The organism is Hyphomicrobiaceae bacterium (assembly GCA_041397645.1).
In the GTDB taxonomy this organism is placed as follows: Bacteria; Pseudomonadota; Alphaproteobacteria; order Rhizobiales; family Hyphomicrobiaceae; genus Hyphomicrobium_B.
In genome coordinates this window covers 74,120-96,113 of the sequence record JAWKWE010000006.1, presented here as the reverse complement: position 1 = coordinate 96,113, position 21,994 = coordinate 74,120, and the positions used below count along the sequence as shown (strand labels likewise).

The window sequence follows — 21,994 nt, the reverse complement described above, 5'->3', positions numbered from 1 at the left end:
ACATGACCTACGCCGAGCTCAACGTAACCTCGAACTTCTCATTCTTGCGCGGTGCCTCGCATGCCGATGAGCTCGCCGCGCAGGCCAAGGCGCTGGGGCTTGCAGCCATTGCCATCACCGATCGCAACACCCTTGCCGGTGTCGTGCGGGCGTATGTGGCCGCTAAGGACGCGAGCTTGCGCCTTGTCATTGGCGCGCGGCTCGATCTGGAAGATGCGCCGAGCTTGCTTTGTTATCCGACCGACCGCAGGGCCTATGGCCGTCTGTGCCGCTTGCTCTCGCTTGGGCAGGGGCGCGCGGAAAAAGGCAAATGCAGTCTCTTTCTCGCCGATGTCGCTGCACATGCTGAAGGCAATATCTTTATTGCATTGGCGCCGGAAGATTGGGATTGGCGGGAGGCTTTAGGTGTTCCTCTCGCCCGCACGGGATCCTCAGGTGCGGTCGTTTCTTTCCCTTCGGGAGCATCGCGCGCGTCTTGTCTGGAAGTCGTGGAAGATATCGAAGGCACGCCTCTTCAGTTTGAAGAGGCGCTGTTGCGCTTGAAAGGCATGCTGGGGGCTGCGCCGCTTTATCTTGCGGCTTCTCACCTCTATCGCGGCGACGACCGTGCGCGCCTTGGCGCGTTGCGTGAGATCTCCGGGCGCTGTGGCACGCCGCTCGTGGCCACCAATGACGTTCTTTATCACGCTCCCCATCGCCGCCAGCTGCAGGACGTTCTCACGTGCGTGCGTGCGCATACGACCATCGCCCAGGCGGGGTTTGCGCTGGAAGCCAATGCCGAGCGTCACCTGAAGCGGCCTGGAGAAATGGCACGGCTGTTCAAAGGCTACGAGGATGCCCTTGCACGCACAGTCGAGATTGCCGAAGCCTGCCGGTTCTCGCTTGATGAGCTTGTCTATGAATATCCCGACGAGCCCGTGCCGCCAGACAAGACTCCTCAGCAGCATTTGGAAGATCTCACCTGGCAGGGAGCGGAGGCGCGCTTTTCCGGCGGTCTTCCAGAAAAGGTGCGTGCCACCATTGTCAAGGAATTGAAGCTCATCGCCGAGCTGCAATACGCGCCTTACTTTCTCACCGTCCACGATATCGTGAGCTTTGCGCGGGGCTGCGATATTCTTTGTCAGGGACGCGGCTCGGCGGCAAATTCCATCGTCTGTTACTGCCTGGGCGTTACTGCGGTAAATCCGGGCGAGGTTGATCTGCTCTTTGAGCGGTTCATCTCGCAGGCCCGCCGAGAGCCACCCGACATCGATGTCGATTTCGAGCACGAGCGGCGCGAGGAGGTGATCCAGTACATCTATGCGCGCTACGGCCGGGACCGTGCCGGCCTTGCGGCCACCGTCATCTCCTACCGCGCACGCTCGGCGGTGCGTGATGTCGGCAAAGCGCTTGGATTGTCGGAGGATACGGTCTCCGCGCTTGCAGGCATGGTGTGGGGCACACGTTCCGGCGGAACATTGCCGGAAAAGCATGTGCGTGAGGCGGGTCTTGATCCCAATGACCCGTTGCTCGCCACCGTGCTTGATCTAGCCGAAGAGCTTATGGGCTTTCCACGGCATTTGTCACAGCATGTTGGCGGGTTTGTATTGACGCGCGGGCCATTGACCGAGGTCGTCCCGATCGGCAACGCCGCAATGGCGGACCGTACCTTCATCGAATGGGACAAGGACGATATCGCTGCGCTCGGCTTGCTGAAAGTCGATGTGCTTGCGCTTGGAATGCTCACCTGCATCCGCAAGGCGTTCGATCTTTTAGCGCAGCATCATGATGCACCGATGAGCCTGGCGCGCGTGCCACGCGAAGATCCTCTAGTTTACGACATGCTGTGTCGCGCCGATTCCATCGGCGTATTTCAGGTGGAATCCAGGGCGCAGATGAACATGCTGCCGCGCCTCAAGCCTCGCTGTTTCTACGATCTCGTTATCGAGGTTGCGATCGTGCGCCCGGGACCCATTCAGGGCGACATGGTGCATCCTTATCTGCGACGCCGTTCGGGGCTTGAGGACGAAATCTATCCCGCGCCATCGCCCGAGCATGGACCTGCCGACGAGTTGCGCCAGATCCTCGGCAAGACCAAGGGTGTGCCGCTGTTTCAGGAGCAGGCGATGCGTATCGCCATGGATGCGGCGAAGTTCTCGGATGCGGAAGTGAACGAATTGCGCAAAGCGATGGCAACTTTCCGCCGCCGAGGAACCATCGGGCTTCTGGAAGAGAAGATGGTCTCGTGCATGGTTGCGCGCGGTTATGAGAAGACATTCGCGGAGCGCTGCTTTGCGCAGATCAAGGGCTTTGGCGAATACGGCTTTCCGGAAAGCCATGCGGCAAGCTTTGCGCACCTTGTTTACGTATCGTCATGGCTCAAGTGTCATTACCCGGCGGCGTTCGCTTGCGCGTTGCTCAATTCGCAGCCCATGGGATTTTATGCGCCCGCTCAGATTGTGCGCGATGCACGCGAGCATGGGGTGACGGCGCACGCGGTGGATGTGAATTTTTCCGATTGGGACAATACGCTTGAGAGCGAGGTTTGCGTGCCGGATAGGCCGCGCGCACGACAAGAAGTCCAAGGTGTGCCAGCCTTGCGACTTGGGATGCGTCAGGTCGATGGAATCGTAGAAGCCGATGCACGGCGGATCGTTTATCTTCGCGGTGATGGATATGCCAGCGTTCAAGATCTATGGGTACGTGCGGGCGTGAAGCGCGCGACGTTGGAGAAGCTTGCAGCAGCGGATGCCTTCCGTTCCATGGGGCTCGACCGGCGGCAGGCGCTGTGGGAAGTGCGCGCGCTGGTGCCCGCGCCGCCGTTGCCGCTTTTTCAGTGGAGTAACGCGGCCGATACGGGAGAAGAGCCGAACGTCGCGCTGCCGCAGATGGCCTTGCCCGAGCATGTCGTCAACGATTACCAGACGCTGAGGTTGTCGCTGAAGGCGCATCCGATGAGTTTCCTGCGAGAGGATTTTTCCGCATTGGCGAGAGGGGCTTCAAACCCGCGCACCTCTCGCGCAAAGCAAGTGCTGACTTGCAACGAGTTGCGTGGGGTGAAGGATGGCGCGCGCGTTTGCGTTGCCGGCGTCATACTCGTGCGCCAGCGGCCAGGGTCGGCAAAGGGTGTGGTGTTCATGACCATTGAGGATGAAACGGGTGTGGCTAATGCAGTGGTGTGGCCGAAAATGCTTGAGGCTTATCGCAAAGTGGTCATGACCTCGCGGCTGGTTGAAATTCAAGGCCGTGTCCAACGTCACGAGGACATCATCCATATCGTGGTACAGCATCTGATTGACCGTAGCGATTGGCTGTTGAAGCTGTCGGAGTGGGCATCCGATATGAAAGTGCCGTATGCTAACGCCGACGAGGTGTTGCGGCCCGAGCCGGGTTCGGCGCGACCCAAGGCTGGAGAAGAACGCGATCCAAGGCTTCACCCGCGGTTTGCGCGCGAGCCTAAGCCGCACCATCCGCGCAACGTGCGCATTATTCCCAAGTCACGCGATTTCCACTAGCGGATCGCAAGCGCACGCCCTTCAGGTGGCGGCGGAGACCGCGCGGTTGACCTCATCAGCCCATATCAGGATTCCGAACGCGACGGTGATCGCGACGACCCAAAGCCCCACCACCCAGTAGACCTTGTGCTGCATGGCCTTGGCATCCTCGCCATAGGCGCCGCTTTCAATGTCGCGGGCGAGGCTGCTCGCTTCGTTCACATTGCGGTAGGCGGTGTTGATGCTGCCCTTGGTCTGCAACTTGGAAGCATTCTGGCGTTCCATCAGTTGCCGCCCGCCTTCGGTCTTGTTGATGTTAGAGTGGTACCAGACGGCCAGCCCAATCATCGGCAATACCATCAACGCGAAGCAGAAGATGAGATAGTTGCCGCGAATTGCCGGGTCGGCCAGGAGTTGGAAAATGCCATCGAGCAGCCCGGTGTCCGAAGGGGCGGCTGCCAACAACATGCCTTTCAAACCAGGCGATCCAGCAAGGACAACCTCGTTTACGTGCTGTTCGATGGCATTCATATCGCACATGGCGGCGCTGACTTCCCATAGACTAAGAGCGGGGTTCAGGAGTTCACATGCCGGCTCCAGATAAGACCGGCACTCTACCTCATATTAGTGTAAGGCAAAGACCCAAGCCGCCCCGCACGGTTACTTCTTCAATGGCGTGGTGTTTGTGATGCCTTCAGCGCCGACGAACACGACGAACAAGCGCATGACGCCTTCGCCGGTGTTCTTTCCGTTGTGGGCGGTCGCCATAGTCTCGATCAGCGAGTCGCCTTTGCGATATGTGCGCTTGCCCTTTTCGCCGTAATCGACCGTCAACTCACCGTCCAGAATGATGCCCGTTGGAGGCGCGCCATGGGTGTGCCAGCCAGTTTCCGCACCCGGTTCAAGCGAGAGAATGCCTGTGGTGATCTTCGGCTTGCCTGACGGATAAGCGAAGGACTCGCCTAAGATGGTTTCGCTGGATGCTACCAATGGCTCGAAGTGGACGCCGGTGGCGGCACGCGCCGAACTTAGCGCGTAGCCTGCCGCAAAGGCTGCCGTAATCGACAGTGCGAAGCCGATGCGCGCGCGCGGTAAAGAAAGTTCATTCAACTTGAGCATGACTTGCCTCGTCAGGTCTGCCAAAAGCAGGCTAATGAAACGCGTCTGCGAGCCGTTGCCAAGCGGGTCAATCCCTTCGTCTAATCTGGACTTGAACACTCTGATGATTGTTTTGGGCTGCTTTCTCTTCGCCTTGTCTCTTCTTTTTGCACCTTGTTCCCTAGCGCAGGGTGTGTCGTTGGCGCCCGAGGCGGAAAGCGGACGCAGCGAAAAAGGTCTTGTGATTGCGCACAAGGACATGGTGGTGGCTGCCCATCCTTTGGCGGCCGAGGCGGGGCGAGAGATGCTGCGCAAGGGCGGGTCGGCGGTTGATGCAGCAATCGCGGTGCAGATGGTCCTCGGTCTCGTCGAGCCTCAGTCTTCTGGGCTCGGCGGCGGTGCTTTCATCGTGCATTGGGATCAGGCTGCAAAAGCCGTGACGACTTTCGATGGGCGCGAAATGGCGCCAGCCTCGGCAAAGCCTGACCGATTTCTCGATGCGGCGGGCAACCCTATTCCCTTCGACACGGCCGTGCGCTCCGGCCTCAGCGTCGGAGTTCCCGGCGTCCTGCGCGCGCTCGAGATGGCGCACAGGAAGTACGGCAAACTGTCTTGGGCTACATTGTTCGAACCTGCGCGCAAATTGGCGCGCGAGGGCTTTCCTGTCGGCGAGCGGCTCAACGCGCTTTTGACGATCGAGGGACCGGATCGATTTTCTGAACCTGCCAAGCACTATTTCTTCGACGAAGCTGGTGCGCCACGCGCTGTGGGGTCGCTGTTACGCAATCCAGAGTACGAAGCCACACTTGCGCGAATTGCAACCGAAGGCGCCGGGGCCTTCTATGAGGGTGATATCGCGCAAGGCATCGTGGATGCTGTCGCGCAGGCGCCGTTTGCATCGGGGGGCATGACGGTTGAGGACGTTAGCGGATACAAGTCCAAGGAGCGGGAGGCGACGTGCTTTGCCTACCGCATTCGCAAAATCTGCGGTATGCCTCCGCCATCCTCGGGCACGTTGACGGTCGCTCAAACGCTCAAACTGATCGAGCCGTTGGGCGGCATCGAAGGCAGAAATGCGCGGATGGCGCCGCAGGCCGTCCACTTGATTGCGGAAGCTGAAAAGCTCGCGTTTGCAGATCGCAATCGCTACATAGCCGATCCCGACTTCGTCACGGTTCCGCGCGGATTTCTTGATGCAGGCTATCTGGCGGAGCGGCGTAATCTCATCAGTCGCGCCACGACGATGGAGAAGCCGCAGGCAGGTTTGCCGCCGGGCGTTTCAAAGCGGACCTTTGGGATAGATGGAACGCACGAGCAGCACGGCACCAGTCACATCTCCATTGTCGATGCTGAAGGCAACGCTCTCTCTATGACCACGACGATCGAGAGCGCATTTGGCTCTCATCTGATGACGCACGGATTCCTGCTCAATAACGAGCTGACGGACTTCTCTTTCCGACCGGCCGGAAACGACGGGGTGCCTGCGGCAAACCGTGTGGAAGGCAACAAACGTCCACGCAGCTCTATGGCGCCGCTGATCGTGTTCGCACCCGACGGAAAACTCTATGCGGTAACGGGTTCACCCGGCGGGAGCCGCATCATACTGTTTATGGTCAAGACGCTCGTGGCGCTTATCGACTGGGACATGAATGCAAGCGATGCTGCGGCTCTAGAGAATTTTGGCAGCGAAGGCGGTCCGGTCCAGTTGGAGGAAGGCGTATCCGACTTCTGGCTAACTCTGGTTTTGAAAAGCTATGGCCAGGAGGTCGTGCATATGCCGATGACGTCGGGAATACACACCATCGTACGGCGTGATGGCCGCCTGGAGGGCGGAGCAGATCCACGTCGTGAAGGTATCGCGCTTGGTGATTGATTTTGGCGTGATCGACATCAGGGCAAGTTCGCGAGCGGCGAGTAGCCTCGTCGTCGGCAGATTGCTAACAAAGCGCAAATTCGGAATTAGAACACGTGACAAAGATCAAAGTTACAGTCGTCGGTGCGGGCGTGCTCGGTCTGTGGCAAGCGCTTACGCTCGCGAAACTTGGCCATGCCGTTACGCTGGTCGAACAGAGTGAAGTCGCCTTCGCGACCGCGGCGAGCCGTTGGGCGGGGGCTATGCTTGCACCCGACTGCGAAGCGGAATCGGCGCCCGAAATCGTGCGCGATCTGGGGCAGGCATCGTATGATTTGTGGCATGGTGTCTATGACGGTGTGGCGCGCAACGGAACGCTGGTAACGGCGAGTGCGCGCGATCTCTCGGAACTCGACCGCTTCGCCCGCGCGACACGCCAACATGAACGGTTGGGAGAAGCGGCAATCGGTTCTCTGGAGCCTGACCTCGCTGGACGTTTCGCATCGGCGTTGTTTTTTCCGCATGAAGCGCACTTCGATTGCATAGCAGGTATGAGCGCCGTTCTCGGCGCTGCCCGTGTTGCTGGCGTGACCGTGGAATTCGGCACCCATTGGACCCGAGAGACGCGCCGTGCGGATCTTGTCATCGACTGTCGCGGACTTTCTGCGCGCGATGCAGTGCAAGGCTTGCGTGGTGTGCGCGGAGAGCGTGTGCTGGTGAAGTCGCGTGAGGTTACCCTCGCGCGCCCGGTGCGTTTGCTGCATCCGCGCCAACCGATTTACGTCGTCCCGCAGGGGGATGGACGCTTCGTCGTCGGTGCGACGGTGATCGAGCGCGAGGACGATGGTCCCATGACGTTGCGCTCGGCGCTCGAATTGCTGGGATCGGCTTATGCACTGCATCCTGCATTCGCGGAGGCTGCAATCCTCGATATGGGCGCAGGCGTTCGTCCCGCTTTCGCCGATAACGTGCCGCGCATACTTATCGAGGATGGCGGCAGAACCATTCGCGTGAATGGCGCATACCGCCACGGCTTCCTTCTTTCACCGATTCTTGCCGCCGCTGTCGCGGCTTTCGTTGCCGAAGGTCGCCGGGATCACCCATTGATTGCGTGAGTAGCGGCCTTTCGTGGCTTGTCAAACCGGCGTTAGCGCAGGAGCATCAGCTGCCGCGGTCTTGATGGCCGGGCGGTCCTTGGCAAGCGCCAACGCCGCCACGTGGTCGGGCTTGCCGGAGCCCAGCAGCGGAATGCTTGAGACAAGCAGAATTTCGGCGGGAACCATGAGTTCGGTTGCGCCCTTGCGCCGGGCGAACTGCGAGAACGCTTCGCGCGTGCATTTGGCGTCTGTCGTCAGCAGAACGAGGCGTTCGCCTTTGCGAGCATCGGGCAGTGCCACGACAACCGTGATTAGCTGCGGCCAGAGTTCGGCCGCCAAAGCTTCGACGGCCGAAAGTGACACCATCTCACCGGCGATTTTTGCAAAACGTTTGGCGCGTCCGCGAATGGCGATGAAGCCCTGGGGATCTATGGTGACGATATCGCCGGTGTCGTGCCAGCCGTTCGCCGGAGGTTCGAGCACGCCAGGATTTTCGGCGCGATAGTAACCGAGCATGACGTTGGGGCCGCGCACATGCAGACGTCCACCTTCAGTGATGCCAGCTACGGGATCCAGTCGCGCCTCCATCAGCGGTGACAGACGGCCGACAGTTCCAGCCTTGTTGGAAAGCGGCGTATTTATCGCGAGCACTGGCGCGGTTTCCGTCACGCCGTAGCCTTCCAGGATGCGCACGCCGAAGCGATCCATGTAGAGCTGACGCGTGCGATCCTTGACCGCTTCAGCACCCGCCAGAACGAGTCGCAAGCGCGCAAAATCGTAAGGGTGCGCGACCCGCGCATAGCCTGAGAGGAAGGTGTCGGTGCCGAATAGAATAGTGGCGTTGGAACTGTAGACCAGTTCGGGAATGATGCGGTAATGCAGCGGCGTCGGGTAGAGATAGACCGGGATGCCGCCGACGAGGGGCATCAGTAGTCCTGCCGTCAGTCCAAAGGAATGGAACACGGGCAGTGCATTGAAGACTTTGTCTGAACCATTGCAGGCCACGCGCGTCAGGCTCTGAGCGCAATTGGCCAACAAATTCTTGTGAGAGAGCACGACGCCTTTGGGCGTGCCTTCCGAGCCAGAGGTGAAAAGAATGGCAGCGGGCGCGTCGGGGTTCGTGCGCACGATGGGCTTGCCGCCCTGCATCAACCCTTTGACCTTGTCGGCAAACGAGATGGTCGTTCGCACGTCCTCCAGATAGACGATCTTGACCGTCTCAGACAAAGCGGCGATTAGATTTTCCAAGTGTCCCTTCTCGACGAAGGTGCGTGATGTAAGAACGACCGAGATCTTTGCAGCCGTGCACGCGGAGACCACATTCTTCGGACCAGCGGTAAAATTCAGCATGGCCGCCACGCGGCCGATGGTCTGCAAGGCAAAGAAGGTGACGGCAACGCCAGCGGAGTTCGGCAGCAGAACGCCAACGGTAGAGCCTTGGGGTGCCAGCGGCGCGATTTTCGCACCCAAAACCTGCGCTCCCGTGATTAGTTTCTTGTACGAGAGCCGCCCGCCGAGCGGATCCTGAATAGCGGGTTGTCCGGTGTCGCGGGTACGGTGGGCCAGGTCGAGTGCTTCAAACAGTGTGAGAGCGATGGGGGCAGTCAGCACCGCGCTGTCGGTCATAATGTCCTGCAACGCAAGACCGGCGGCCTGGCGACGCGCCTTGCCCCGTAAGGTTTCGTCGATCTTGACGTCGACCTTTGGCAAGATCGTTACGGTTATCTTGGGGAACCAGGCTTTCTTCGTCTGCTTGCTGGACAGGTAGCCAAAATGCGACCGTTCCAGCCCGTCTATGCGCACCGGTATAACGGGCGCGTTGGCCTTGTCGGCGATCATCGCCGTGCCGTCGTAGACCTTCATCAGGCCGCCGGTGACAGTCAGGCGTCCTTCCGGGAAGATGACCAGAGAGCGGCCATCTTTAACGGTCTGAATCAATCCGCGCATTCCTAGTGGACGGCTCGGATCGATTGGGAAGGCATCGACGAGCTTCAGGAACGGCTTCACCCACCACGTATTCGCCATGCCGGTATCGACCGCATAGGCAGAGTGCGAAGGAAGCAGCGCGTGCATCAGCGGCGCATCAAGCAAGCTGACGTGGTTCGGTGCGATGATGGCCTTTTCGCCTGGCTTGGGTAAGTTCTCCAAGCCCTTCACCTCCAGGCCGAAGAAGGTCTTGAATAAGAAGGCGGCGATGTCCTTTATCCCGTCGTTGCCCCAAGCGCGCAGGATCAGGACCAGAGCGATGAGGTTACCCACCGCTAGCATTGCGAGAATGGCCGCGGGCCCAAATCCGGCCGCCTGAAGCGCCGCTGTCGCCAGCGTTGCCGCCGTCATGAAGCCAGCAGAAAGTACGTTGCAAGCAGCTATGACGCGCGCGCGCCTGTCGACCGGAGCCCAGGCCTGCACGGCGGCGAAAGCCGGAACAATGAAAAGACCGCCGGAAATCGCAAGACCCGCAAGATCAATGGCGAGACGTATCCCGGCCCAAGAACCGAAGATCTCTGAGACCCCGCGCACTGTCGTGGTCTTCTCGTAGCTGCCAATCTGCCAAGCAAGATCAAGTGCGAACAGTCCCATTAGCAGGGCGGCCAGCGGCACAAGCGCAAGGTTGGGGCGCATACGGCTGGCGCGCGCTGCAAGCGCGGAGCCCAAGGCAATCGAAACGGTGAAGATGAGCAGGGCAACGATGTAGACGTTTTCACTGCCGCCGATCCAATCCTTGATGAGCGGCGGCAGCAGCGCAACCATCACTGCACCGATCAGCCAGAACCACGACGTGATGAGGCCGCCGGTCCAAAGCCTCTTATCGGCCTTAAGCTCGCTCAGCAGGTTCCAGGTGGAGGCTGCAAGATTACGACTGATTGTAAGTCCGGGCGCGGCGGAGGGCGCTGAAGGAATGAGGCGTGCAGAGATCCAGCTCAACGCGGCCATAGCGATCACCATGACCGATAGGATGCGCGCGGCTTCCGAGTGCGCAGCCGCCCATCCGCCGATGATTGTGCCGAGAAGAATTGCGGCGAAGGTGGCACTTTCGACCAGCGCGTTGCCGGCGGGAAGCTCTTTCACGTCGAGGTGCTGAGGGAGGATGCCGTATTTGATCGGGCCAAACAGGGCTGCCACGACACCGTAGCCCGACAAGGCAACGAATAGAAGAGACACCGACTGCATGAGAAAGCCAAGTGCAGCAATTGCGGCAATCGCCATCTCATAGAATTTGAGCCTCTCGGCGACACGGGCTTTGTCGAAGCGATCCGCCAACTCTCCCGCAAGACCCGAAAGAATGAAGAAGGGCGCGATGAGCGCTGTGCCTGCCAGGGCAACCAAGGATGCACCGTGGGCGTTTCCGATCTTGTAGAGGATGAGAATGACAAGGGCGTTCCGCACGAGGTTGTCGTTCAGTGCGGACAGAAACTGGCACCAGAACAGCGGCGCAAATCGGCGGGCCTTCATCAGGGAGGCAAACATTTGGGCAGATGCTCCAAGCGTTGAGCCGCTGGATGCGGCCGGATGGGCCAAAAGGAGTGGATGAAGTGCGGCGATTTCTGGACTAGATCGTTGAATTAGCGATGTTGGCGGTAAAAAAGCTCTCAACGGATTGAAAAAGAAGTCTTAATAACCCATATCGGCGCGCTGCAGCCAGGCACCCAACAAGGCCGACAGGCACGACAGTGCAAGAAATTCGGGAATGTCCGAGGCTATGAACGCGGTCATGGATGTGATGCTCAACGGCAAGAAAATCGAGACGTCGGCGCGCAGCTTGGAAGAGCTGATCGACGAACAGGAACTGGCCGGTCAGAAGATTGCGACCGCATTGAATGGCCAGTTCGTGGCTGCAAGCGCCCGTAGTGGCGCGCTGCTCCATGATGGCGACAAGATCGAGATCGTCTCACCCCGACAGGGTGGTTGATCAGATAAAGCTTTTGCATCTGGCAGAAGAAAAGAGGCTATGAATTTGCGCGCTCAACAAAAGCCCAAGGTGGCGCCGCTTGTCGTTTACGGCACGCCTCTCGAGTCGCGCCTATTCGTGGGAACTGCAGGCTATCCTTCGCCTCATGTGCTCGCCGACGCCGTCAAGGCTGCGAAGGCAGACATCATCACGGTCTCTCTGCGCCGGGAAACAGCCGGTGGGCGCATGGGCGCAGAATTTCTCGATCTTATCTCCGGTCTCGGCGTCAAAGTGCTTCCGAATACGGCCGGTTGCCGCACACCGCGCGACGCGATCACGACTGCCGAAATGGCGCGCGAACTGTTTGGCACCGATTGGGTCAAGCTTGAGGTCATCGCCAACGATGATACGCTTCAGCCTGACGTGTTCGGTCTTGTGGAGGCTGCGAAGACACTGGTGTCGAGCGGCTTCAAGGTCTTCCCGTATACAACCGAAGACCTGTCCGTGGCCGAACGCCTTCTTGCCGCGGGCTGTCAGGTGATCATGCCTTGGGGTGCGCCCATCGGAACGGGCCGTGGTTTGGCCAACAAGCAGGCGCTTGTGACCTTGCGTGCATATTTCCCCGGGGTCCCGCTTGTCGTTGATGCTGGTATTGGCGCGCCTTCCCACGCTGCCGAAGCAATGGAATTGGGTTACGACGCCGTTCTGCTTAATACTGCTATTGCCAAAGCTACCGATCCGGTCGGCATGGCGCAGGCTTTCGCAATTGCCGTGAAAGCCGGAAGGAGGGGTTATGAAGCCGGCCTCATGGCGCCGCGCGACATGGCCGTGCCTTCGACGCCTGTCGCCGGAACTCCATTTTTTGAGATTGAATGAGAACTGATGCCTGAGATTTCCCACGGACTAGACCCTTTTTATCCTATCGTTCCAGATTTTCAGTGGTTGATGCGCATCGTACCGCTTGGCGTTAGGACGGTGCAGTTGCGCCTCAAGGATGCCAGCCTCGAAGAAGTGAGCAGTCAGATTGCCGATAGCTTGGCGCTGACACGGCGCTACGGCTGTCAGTTGATCGTCAACGATTACTGGCAGGCGGCTATCGATGAGGGGGCCCGGTACATACATTTGGGGCAGGAAGACTTGGCTGCGGCGGATCTTCCCGCAATCAAGAAAGCCGGAATGCGTCTAGGCATTTCCACGCACAGCGAAGAGGAACTTGAGACCGCGCTTGCTGCCGAGCCCGACTATGTTGCCCTCGGTCCGATCTACGAGACTAAGTTGAAGGAAATGAAGTGGGCGCCGCAAGGGCTGGAGCGCATCGGTCAGTGGCGCCGGCGGATCGGTTCGCTGCCACTTGTTGCCATCGGCGGCATTACCCCGGAAAGGGCGAGCCCAGTTATCGCCGCCGGTGCAACGTCGGTTGCCGTGATCACCGATTTTTTCACCCACCCGTCACCGGAGAACCGTGTGCGCACTTGGGTTGCGTGGTCCCGGCCTACCTTTTGAAATTTTAGGTCTTTTCTGTCGCACCTTAGAATCCGGCATGTTAACCATGCATGGCCTCGCCGTTAGATTGTGACAACGAGCTGTGGTTGCTATTTTAAGCGCCTGCGAAATGCGCGGCACGAGTCACTCCATGGCCTACAGGCTTAAGCCGTCAAACATCAAAGCCAAATCGATACGCGCTATTGCTCGTGAGCAGGTGATGCGCGCGGTCGCGGTCTTGTCTCAAGATCCTGTGCCGCCCACAGGCGTCCACGAAGCGCGCAAAGTCGTTAAGCGGTTGCGATCGCTGCTGCGTTTGCTCGATCCGACGCTGCGCAATAAAGAGCTTGCTGCGCTATACAAGGCGATCGGCGGTCTTGGCGACCAATTGGCCGGGGCGCGTGGGGCGCATGTTCTGCGCGAAACTGTCGATAAGCTCGAAGCTCATTTCGGTTCAAATGCAAATGCGACGCTGGCACCGCTTAAGTCGATGTTTGCCTGCGAAGTGGAAGGGCATGCTCCGCACCTCGACGCGGCACGCGCGAAGCGCGTTATCGATGGCTTCGCTCGGCAAAGGCGCAAGCTGGACAAGCTCAAGGTGAAGCGCACAGGTTTTGCTTGCATTGTTGGCGGGCTGGAAGGGACATATCGGAAGGCCAGAAGGGCCTTTGCGCATGCTTATTCCAAGCCAGAGGATGAGTTGTTCCATGAGCTTCGCAAGGCCGTGCAATGGCACCAGAGGCACATGGCGTTGCTGTCTCGCGCGTGGCCGGAATTTTTCAATATGCGGATCGCAGCGTGCCGCGAGCTTGCGGAGTTGCTGGGCGACGACCACGACCTGTCCGAGCTTATAGACCTGGTTGAACGTCGTGGTGACGATACCCTGGACACCTCGGGGATCGTGGCGCTTGCCCGCAATCGTCAAGCCGAACTGCGCTCGGCCGCGCGGGCTCTTTCGGAGCGGTTATTTGCGGAAAGACCGGCAGCGTTCGCGCGACGTATGGAATGCTATTGGAACGCCGCGCCGTTGATCTCGTCTACGCCGCGTTCACAACCAGATACTCGCATGGTGACGCCTCTCAAGATCGGCTCGGACGGAGGCGGTTCTGCGGTACGTCCTAAAGCGCAGAGTGATGCCGGCGCTCCGAGATTAGCGGCGAAGGCGCCCAAATAGGACTGTTCGCATTCGCCTCGTGATCCGCTAAGGTCCGCCCGCCGTCAAGCACGTCGGCGAGGAGATCTGAATGAACGACGCACCACGATCCCCATCAACGGAAAGCGACAAGCAACATTGGCCTGCAGGCCATCCGCAGGTGAAGTACGGTCGTATAGGCGTTCTGCTGCTCAATCTCGGAACGCCGGATGGGACGAGTTACTGGCCGATGCGTCGCTATCTCAAGGAGTTCCTATCCGATACGCGGGTGATCGAGGAGCCGCGCTGGAAGTGGTGGCCAATCCTCAACCTCATCATTCTGACGGTTCGCCCCTCCAAGAAGGGAAAAGACTACGCGTCGATCTGGAACAACGATCGCAATGAGGGGCCGCTCAAGACCATTACCCGCAGCCAGTCAGATAAATTGACAGCGCGATTGGCCGATCAACCCAACGTCGTTGTCGATTGGGCAATGCGTTACGCCAATCCGACGACAGAAAGCCGGATCAAAGCTTTGATGGATCAAGGCTGCGACCGTATTCTATTGCTGCCGCTCTATCCGCAATATGCGGCGGCAACGACGGCAACAGCCGCTGACCAGGCTTTTCGAGCGCTCATAAAGATGCGTTGGCAGCCAGCGGTGCGTGTTGCACCATCCTATCACGACAATTCTGCCTATATCGATGCGCTGGCGCGCTCCATGCGCACGCATTTGTCCAAGCTCGATTTCGAACCTGAAAAGATCATCGCGACATTTCATGGAATGCCGCAAAAGTATCTTGAAGCGGGCGACCCCTATCATTGCCAGTGTCAAAAGACCTCGCGCTTGCTGCGCGAAAAACTGGACGTTAACAAAGATCGTTGGCTGACGACCTTCCAGTCCCGTTTCGGCAACGATCCCTGGCTTCAGCCGTATACGGATGAAACCATTATGGCGCTCGCCAAATCAGGCGTGAAGAAGCTCGTTCTCGTCGCGCCCGGCTTCTCGGCCGATTGTCTTGAGACACTTGAGGAGTTGGATGTCGAAAACCGCCACATATTTGAAAGCAATGGCGGAGAGAAATTCGCTTACCTGCCGGCTCTCAACGATAGCGCCGAGGGTATGGACGTAATTGAGGATGTCGTCCGTCGCGAATTAATGGGGTGGATATAACTCCCCAAATAGAAGCCGACCAAATCGAAAAAGGTAATCCGAACAATTGCCCGCTGGATGTGGAAAACGGCAATTTTCTCCATTGTACTGTTTAATGCATGTTTTTGACGTTCTGTTTACAAAGTTTTTCCGATTCGGACTTCAAAACACAATTGGCGAACCTATTTTCTTTGGAGCGATTGGCCCCTCGGGAGGGACACACCATGGACGGCATTTTCGGCGGTTTTGAGATCTTCGGATTCGCGCTCCTTGCGCTGGCAGTGTGGATTTTATGGTCCACGATCAAGATCGTGCCGCAGGGTTTCAACTACACCGTTGAGAATCTAGGCCGGTACACGCGCACACTAAATCCTGGAATGCACATCCTGATGCCGGTTCTGGAGCGGGTCGTCCATCAGATGAACATGAAAGAGCAGGTGATGGACATCCCGAGCCAGGATGTCATCACGCGCGATAACGCCATGGTTCGCGTCGACGGCGTCGCGTTCTTTCAGATCTTGAACGCCGCGAAGGCTGCCTACGAGGTCGACGCGCTGGAACATTCGATCATCAACCTGACGATGACGAATATTCGTACCGTCATGGGCTCGATGGATCTCGACGAATTGCTGTCCAACCGTGATCAGATCAACGCTCGCCTGCTCCAAGTCGTTGATGCAGCAACTGAGGCGTGGGGCGTGAAGGTGACGCGCATCGAGATCAAGGATATCGCACCGCCGCGCGATCTGATCGACAGCATGGCTCGCCAGATGAAAGCGGAGCGGGAAAAGCGTGCCCAAATCCTGGAATCGGAAGGCTTGCGGCAGTCCGCGATCCTGAAGGCGGAAGGCGAGAAGCAGGCTTCGATCCTGTCGGCGGAAGGTGACAAACAGGCGGTCGTGCTTGAAGCCGAAGGCCGCCGCGAGGCTGCGTTCCGTGACGCTGAAGCACGCGAACGTGCTGCCGAGGCTGAAGCGAAAGCGACAGCGATGGTTTCGCAGGCGATTGCCGAGGGCAATGTCCAGGCGATCAACTACTTCGTTGCCAACAACTACGTCAAAGCTCTGGAGAAACTGGCGAGCGCACCCAACCAGAAAGTGTTGATGATGCCGCTTGAAGCAGCTTCCGTCATCGGCTCGTTGGCAGGTCTTGCTCAGATCACCGGAGAAGCCTTCGGCGGGGGTGGGGCCGGCGGCCAGCCCGGACGTCCAGCGCCCAAGGGGCCCTCACGCCCTAGCGTGCCGCCGGCTTGAGAAATTTTTCCAGCGCCCAAACATGCCCGGCAAGACCCGGTAACTCGAGGATAGCGCCATGCAATCCGTTTCCCACCTGATCGCGCAATTTGGCCCCTGGCTGTGGTTTGCGCTGGCAGCTTTGTTGATGGTGCTGGAGACACTTGTGCCCGGCATCCATTTCCTGTGGTTTGGCATTGCCGCTGCCATTATCGGGGTCCTGGCACTTCTGCTTCCGATTGCCTGGCCCTGGCAAATCGTAGCCTTTGCGATCATCTCGGTTGCGACCGTGTTCTGGGTTCGTCGCTATGCGGGTGACGAGGTGGCTGACGAACCGACGCTCAACGTGCGCGGCGCGCAATATGTCGGCCGAAAAGTCGAGGTCGTGGATGCCATTCGAAACGGCCGCGGCAAGGTACGTGTCGGCGACACAGTCTGGACGGCGGAAGGCGACGACGCGGCCCAAGGCGCGGAAGTGCGCGTGACAGGTGTCAACGGAACGGTCCTGGTCGTCACGCCGCTATCGTAGCTGCGATGCTGCTGGGGACGCGCTTAAACGACGCCAGCACGCAGCAGGTCGTGAACGTGGATGATACCAACCGGCTTGCTTTTATCCACAACGAACAGCGACGTGATGCAAGACGCATTCATGAATTCGAGTGCCGCTGACGCCAGCATATTAGGTCTTACGGACTTCGGCTTGCGGGTCATGATATCGCCTGTGCGCGCCTTGCGCATATCGGTATCGATATGACGGCGTAAGTCGCCGTCGGTGATGACCCCGACGAGCCTCCCCTTGCCATCTATGATGCCAAGGCATCCAAAGCTCTTGGCGGTCATGGTCAGCACTGCGGTCGACATCATCTCGTTCGGTCCGGTCAGCGGTAGCTTGTCGGCCTTATGCATGATGTCGCTGACATGCTTGAGGTTCGCCCCGAGCGAACCGCCGGGATGGAAGATCTTGAAATCGTGCGCGGTGAAGCCCTTTGCTTCCAGCAGCGCAATAGCGAGGCAGTCGCCGAGCGCAAGCTGCATGGTCGTGGACGTGGTGGGGGCCAAGCCATGTGGGCAGGCTTCTTTGGAGCGCGGTAGTACAAGCGCGACGTCGGACTGGCTGCCGAGCGCCGAATCTGCGCGCGATGTAATCGAGACGAGTGGCACAGCAAACCGGCGAGAATAGATGATCAGCGGTTTGAGCTCGACCGTTTCACCCGACCACGAGAGCGCCAGGATAAGGTCCTGCGGCGTGATCATGCCGAGATCGCCATGCGAAGCCTCGCTGGGGTGGACAAAGAAGGCCGGCGTCCCCGTCGAGGCGAACGTTGCGGCGATCTTCTGACCGACATGTCCGCTCTTGCCGATGCCGGTGACGATGACGCGCCCACGCACGGCCACGAGCCTATCCACGGCGTCTCGGAAAGCTGGGGCAAGAGAGGCAGCAAGGTCCTCGGAAAGCTGGCTTAGTCCCTCTTTTTCGAGGGCCAGTGTCCGCAGCGCCGAGCTCACAGCCGCGCTTTGGACTGGCTTTGCGCGCTTTGCCGCCGTGCGGGTTCGCGGGCGCGGTTGGGTAAGGGCTTTTTGCATATCGACGACCGCTCATGTTGAGGCGCTGGGCCTACAGGGCAGGTTCAGGGCAGGGCGGTTGCCCTTTAAGAGTCGTGTCTAGCAAAGGACCGCCCCCGTGGCCACCTGGGCTACAGCGTAATCCCCTTAAGTCCGAATTAACCGGGCCTTTTTAGTGTCGGCGGTGGTGTCTGTGGCGTTCGCGTGAAGAGAAGTTCGTGGGGACGCTTCGGCAATGGGCCGCCGGCAATTTGCCTGGTTTTTATTGGGGTTTGCGGCCGCCAGCCTCCTAGGAGTGCTGTTGGGGCCCGTGCCTGCGCACGCGCAGGAAACGCTGCCATTGCGCTCAACCTTCCCCGCCGGGCCCTCGCTCCCCAGCACAAGTCGCCAGCCGTCAGCTGATCTCGACGACAATTATGCCGCACCTGGTATCCCGCCTCCCGTTCCCAGTGACGATCCCACTGCTGAGACTGAAGAAAGCGATGGGCTTGATCCGGTGCCCGGCGAGGGGCAGCGCGCGGTGGTGCAAGACGGCGATCCAAACTATCCCAGTGAGCCCACCCAGCCGCTCGACGGGGTGGTGGATGTTTCAGAACCCGTGGCGCCTCAGGACGGTACCGATCCGAGCGTCGTCGATACGCGCGATACGGAAGATATCGCAGTCTTCGAGAACCCGCCCGCCGGTTACAACCCGCTCCTGTTTCAAGTCGAGGATGTCGATCCGGCCAAGAACGACCGACTGGTGCGCCGACTGGCAAGTCTGGATCCTTATGATCCCGTCGGCATCAGGATCGGCAGCTTCGTTCTGTTCCCCGAAGCCGAAATAGGTTCGTCGTCGTATTCCAACGTGTTTCGCGCGCCCAATGCGGTTTCGGATTGGGCGCTCGACTTGGCGCCGGCGGCCCGTCTAGTGTCCAATTGGGACCGCCATGCGCTGGAGTTCCGAGCGATAGGCGATCTGAGCTACTATGGTGAATATGACTCCGAAAACGATCGCGCCTATCAGTTGGAGACACGCGGGCGTCTCGACTTCACGAGCCGTACCAACCTGCAGGCCATCGTCAACCGTCAATTCAGTCAGGAAAGCCGCTCTGCGCTCGATGCGTTGAGCGTCGGCTCGCGCGCAAACCAGACAGTGGATCATGGTGAAGCGTCGTTTAATCACCGCTTCAATCGGCTGTCGTTGCAGTTTCGAGGCTCGGTTTCCGACTACACATTCGGCGATGTGCAGAACGCAGGCCAGACGTTCTCCAACGCCGACCGCGACTACACGTCAACGGAAGAGACCGGTCGCGTTTCTTGGGAATTCAAGCCGACGCTGTCGGCGTTTACAGAAGTTGCCGTCAATCAGCGCAACTATGGCGAAGTCGCGCAGACGGACCTCATAAATCGCTCCTCCGATGGCCAGCGTTACCGGTTCGGGCTCTCATTCGGTAACACGGGGCGCATTTTGCGTGGCGAGATTTCGCTCGGCTATGGCGTTCAGACGCCCGATGACCATCGGCTGAAATCTTTGGACGGGCTTATCATCGACGGCAACGTCGCCTGGCGCGTCACCGAACTGACTTCGCTGCTGTTTTACGCAAGCTCGGATGTGTCCGAAACCACAACGGTTGATGTGGGCGGTGCTTTCTATCGCTATCTCGGACTTGAGGCGCGACACGCCTTCCGTCCCTACCTGATCGGATCAGCCGGGCTCTCGTACACCACGCAGAATTCGCAAGACGGCATCATTGAAGACAAGGAATATCGAGCCACGCTTGGTGCGGAGTATTACCTCAACCGAGAGACCTCCCTGTTTACGCGATACGCGCACACCAAGTTCAACGCGATCGGCATCGAGAGCGATTACAATTCCGATGAGGTTCACATTGGCATGATTATCCGGCGTTAGTGCCCTAGCCGAGGAGACGCCGCAGCTCTGCCTGCAGGGATGGGGCAAGATCGTCCCGCGCCATCGCATAGGCGATGTTGGCGGCGAGGAACCCGATCTTCGATCCGCAATCGTAAATACGTCCATCGAAGCGCACGGCATGGAAGGGCTGCTTCAGTTCCTCCATGAGACGGATCATGCTGTCGGTGAGCTGGATTTCACCGCCCGCACCGCGCTCCTGATCGGCCAGCAAGTCGAAGATCTCAGGCTGGAGGATGTAGCGCCCTGTGATGTGCAGGTTGGACGGCGCGGTCCCGCGCGGCGGCTTCTCGACCATTCCCGTGATGGAGGAGACCTTTGCCTTGCGATCGGTGACGCCGACGATGCCATACTGATGCGTCTGATCTTCAGGCACGGGGGAAACGGCAATCAAGTTGCCGCCATGTTCGTTGTACGCCGCGATCATATCGGCGAGGCAAGGACGCTCTGCATGATGAAGCATATCCGGGAGCAGCAGCGCGAAGGGCTCGCTGCCGACGATCTCTCTCGCGCACCACACCGCATGTCCCAGGCCGAGTGGGGCTTGCTGGCGCGTGAAGCTCGTCTGTCCAGGACCCGGCAGGTCGCGTGCCAGGAGATCGAGTTCGTTGCGCTTGTTGCGCTCGCTCAACGTGCGTTCCAGCTCGAACTGACTGTCGAAGTGATCTTCGATCACGCCCTTGTTGCGTCCAGTGACGAATATGAAGTGCTCGATCCCGGCTTCGCGCGCCTCGTCGACTACGTGTTGGATGACCGGGCGATCGACTACGGTCAGCATTTCCTTGGGCACCGCCTTGGTAGCAGGCAGGAAGCGGGTGCCAAGACCGGCCACGGGGAAGACGGCCTTACGGATGCGCTTGGAACCACTGGACATTTCTAAGTCTCCCGATCGAGGCAACAGGATTTCAAGTTTGATGTGCTAACTCAAGTGGAACACAATTTGAACAATGGTGCGGTGTCTCACCTTCGAAGGTAAAGACACTATTTCATCGCCGGAAAGGCTTGTTCAAGACTGGGACAAGACCTGATGGTTTGGGTACGCAAGGTCAAGCGGGAAGGAACGATGAGCGTATTGGTCACGGGGGGCGCCGGGTACATCGGCAGCCACATGGTTCTGGAATTGCTTGATGCGGGCGAGCGTGTCGTTGTCGTCGACAATCTTTCGACCGGCTTTAAATGGGCCGTTGCTGAACCGGCGACACTGGTCGTTGGTGACGCCGGCGATGAGGACTTGGTTAAAGCCGTTATTCACAAGCATGGTGTCACGGCCATCATTCATTTCGCCGGTTCGATCGTGGTGCCGGATTCAGTAGCCGATCCGCTGGGCTACTATCTCAACAACACCGTCAAGTCTCGGGCTTTGATTCAGTCGGCTGTCGATGCAGGGGTGAAGAACTTCATCTTCTCATCAACTGCGGCCGTTTACGGCAATCCGAAGGAGAACCCTGTTTCGGAAGCTGCGACGCCTGCGCCTATGTCGCCCTACGGATCGTCGAAGCTGATGACGGAAATCATGCTGCAGGACGCCTCGCGGGCGTACGATTTCAACGCTGTCGCCTTGCGCTACTTCAACGTGGCTGGCGCTGATCCGAAGGGCCGCTCCGGTCAATCGACGCCGCGCGCAACGCACCTCATCAAAGTTGCCTGCGAGACCGCCCTCGGCAAACGGGCGGGCATGGAAGTGTTCGGCACCGACTATCCTACTCCCGACGGCACCTGCGTGCGCGACTACATCCACGTCAAGGATCTTGCGCGAGCCCATATGTCGGCGCTGTCGTACCTGCGGCAGGGCGGGACGACCAACATCTTCAACTGCGGGTATTCCAAGGGGTATTCAGTGCTAGAGGTGATCGAGGCCGTGAAGCGCGCCTCTAGTGTCGACTTCCCCGTGAAGTTGTCGCCGCGCCGTCCGGGCGATCCGGCTGCCATCGTAGCTGGCAGCGCCAAGATCCGTGAACAGCTCGGCTGGAAACCAGAAAACGACGATCTCGACCAGATCGTTTCCCAAGCCCTTGCGTGGGAACGCAAACTTTCTGGTCCAATGCCTCCGAACGCCGCTTGAGGTCGCAAAAAAGCCCTCAAATCCTAGCATCCCGTTACCAAGACTGTGC

17 protein-coding genes are annotated in these 21,994 nt (G+C 59.2%); 12 read left to right on the top strand and 5 right to left on the bottom strand.

Going from position 1 to position 21,994, the window contains the following annotated elements:
- The first annotated feature begins 2 nt into the window (after window positions 1–2).
- Window positions 3–3,494 (top strand): error-prone DNA polymerase, encoded by a 3,492-nt coding sequence (locus R3D51_16425; GenBank protein ID MEZ5901068.1) that lies wholly within the window; start codon window positions 3–5, stop codon window positions 3,492–3,494.
- 21 nt (window positions 3,495–3,515) lie between these two features.
- On the opposite strand, the gene R3D51_16420 is transcribed toward R3D51_16425, so the two are convergent.
- Both R3D51_16420 and R3D51_16415 read right to left on the bottom strand, forming a co-directional pair.
- Entirely contained in the window at window positions 3,516–4,004 is a 489-nt protein-coding gene (locus tag R3D51_16420; GenBank protein MEZ5901067.1) for a hypothetical protein, read from the bottom strand.
- 129 nt (window positions 4,005–4,133) lie between these two features.
- A complete protein-coding gene (locus tag R3D51_16415) occupies window positions 4,134–4,592 on the bottom strand; it encodes a cupin domain-containing protein (protein ID MEZ5901066.1) in 459 nt (152 codons plus the stop codon).
- Window positions 4,593–4,764: 172 nt separating this feature from the next.
- Between R3D51_16415 and ggt the strand changes: the two genes are divergently transcribed.
- Complete coding sequence (gene ggt, locus R3D51_16410; protein MEZ5901065.1) at window positions 4,765–6,444, top strand: gamma-glutamyltransferase; 1,680 nt, start codon at window positions 4,765–4,767, stop codon at window positions 6,442–6,444.
- Between the two features lie 95 nt (window positions 6,445–6,539).
- Window positions 6,540–7,538 (top strand): FAD-dependent oxidoreductase, encoded by a 999-nt coding sequence (locus tag R3D51_16405; GenBank protein ID MEZ5901064.1) that lies wholly within the window; start codon window positions 6,540–6,542, stop codon window positions 7,536–7,538.
- 21 nt (window positions 7,539–7,559) lie between these two features.
- Here R3D51_16405 and R3D51_16400 read toward each other — a convergent pair whose 3' ends face one another.
- Window positions 7,560–10,988, bottom strand: a complete 3,429-nt coding sequence (locus R3D51_16400) for an acyl-[ACP]--phospholipid O-acyltransferase (protein ID MEZ5901063.1) — start codon at window positions 10,986–10,988, stop codon at window positions 7,560–7,562.
- A 220-nt stretch (window positions 10,989–11,208) separates the two neighbouring features.
- On the opposite strand from R3D51_16400, the gene thiS reads away from it, so the two are divergent.
- From thiS to R3D51_16365, 7 genes are all read left to right on the top strand, one after another.
- Window positions 11,209–11,430, top strand: coding sequence for a sulfur carrier protein ThiS (gene thiS / locus R3D51_16395; GenBank protein MEZ5901062.1), 222 nt, complete (start codon window positions 11,209–11,211; stop codon window positions 11,428–11,430).
- 39 nt (window positions 11,431–11,469) lie between these two features.
- A complete protein-coding gene (locus R3D51_16390; GenBank protein MEZ5901061.1) occupies window positions 11,470–12,285 on the top strand; it encodes a thiazole synthase in 816 nt (271 codons plus the stop codon).
- A gap of 6 nt (window positions 12,286–12,291) precedes the next feature.
- Window positions 12,292–12,912: a thiamine phosphate synthase gene (locus R3D51_16385; GenBank protein ID MEZ5901060.1), complete on the top strand. Its 621-nt coding sequence runs from the start codon at window positions 12,292–12,294 to the stop codon at window positions 12,910–12,912.
- 130 nt (window positions 12,913–13,042) lie between these two features.
- Complete coding sequence (locus R3D51_16380; GenBank protein ID MEZ5901059.1) at window positions 13,043–14,065, top strand: CHAD domain-containing protein; 1,023 nt, start codon at window positions 13,043–13,045, stop codon at window positions 14,063–14,065.
- 70 nt (window positions 14,066–14,135) lie between these two features.
- Window positions 14,136–15,197, top strand: coding sequence for a ferrochelatase (gene hemH / locus R3D51_16375; GenBank protein MEZ5901058.1), 1,062 nt, complete (start codon window positions 14,136–14,138; stop codon window positions 15,195–15,197).
- 203 nt (window positions 15,198–15,400) lie between these two features.
- Window positions 15,401–16,429: an SPFH domain-containing protein gene (locus R3D51_16370; protein ID MEZ5901057.1), complete on the top strand. Its 1,029-nt coding sequence runs from the start codon at window positions 15,401–15,403 to the stop codon at window positions 16,427–16,429.
- Window positions 16,430–16,487: 58 nt separating this feature from the next.
- The gene (locus R3D51_16365; protein MEZ5901056.1) at window positions 16,488–16,937 is read left to right on the top strand and encodes an NfeD family protein; all 450 of its coding nucleotides are present in this window, start codon (window positions 16,488–16,490) and stop codon (window positions 16,935–16,937) included.
- Between the two features lie 23 nt (window positions 16,938–16,960).
- Here the strand turns inward: R3D51_16365 and R3D51_16360 are convergent, their stop codons facing one another.
- On the bottom strand, window positions 16,961–17,992 hold the full coding sequence (locus tag R3D51_16360; GenBank protein ID MEZ5901055.1) for a KpsF/GutQ family sugar-phosphate isomerase: 1,032 nt from the start codon (window positions 17,990–17,992) through the stop codon (window positions 16,961–16,963).
- 289 nt (window positions 17,993–18,281) lie between these two features.
- Here R3D51_16360 and R3D51_16355 point away from each other — a divergent pair, with 289 nt between their 5' ends.
- Window positions 18,282–19,865, top strand: coding sequence for an outer membrane beta-barrel protein (locus R3D51_16355; protein ID MEZ5901054.1), 1,584 nt, complete (start codon window positions 18,282–18,284; stop codon window positions 19,863–19,865).
- 4 nt (window positions 19,866–19,869) lie between these two features.
- Here R3D51_16355 and galU read toward each other — a convergent pair whose 3' ends face one another.
- The gene (galU, locus tag R3D51_16350; GenBank protein ID MEZ5901053.1) at window positions 19,870–20,757 is read right to left on the bottom strand and encodes a UTP--glucose-1-phosphate uridylyltransferase GalU; all 888 of its coding nucleotides are present in this window, start codon (window positions 20,755–20,757) and stop codon (window positions 19,870–19,872) included.
- Between the two features lie 189 nt (window positions 20,758–20,946).
- On the opposite strand from galU, the gene galE reads away from it, so the two are divergent.
- On the top strand, window positions 20,947–21,945 hold the full coding sequence (galE, locus tag R3D51_16345) for a UDP-glucose 4-epimerase GalE (GenBank protein ID MEZ5901052.1): 999 nt from the start codon (window positions 20,947–20,949) through the stop codon (window positions 21,943–21,945).
- The last annotated feature ends 49 nt before the right edge of the window (window positions 21,946–21,994 follow it).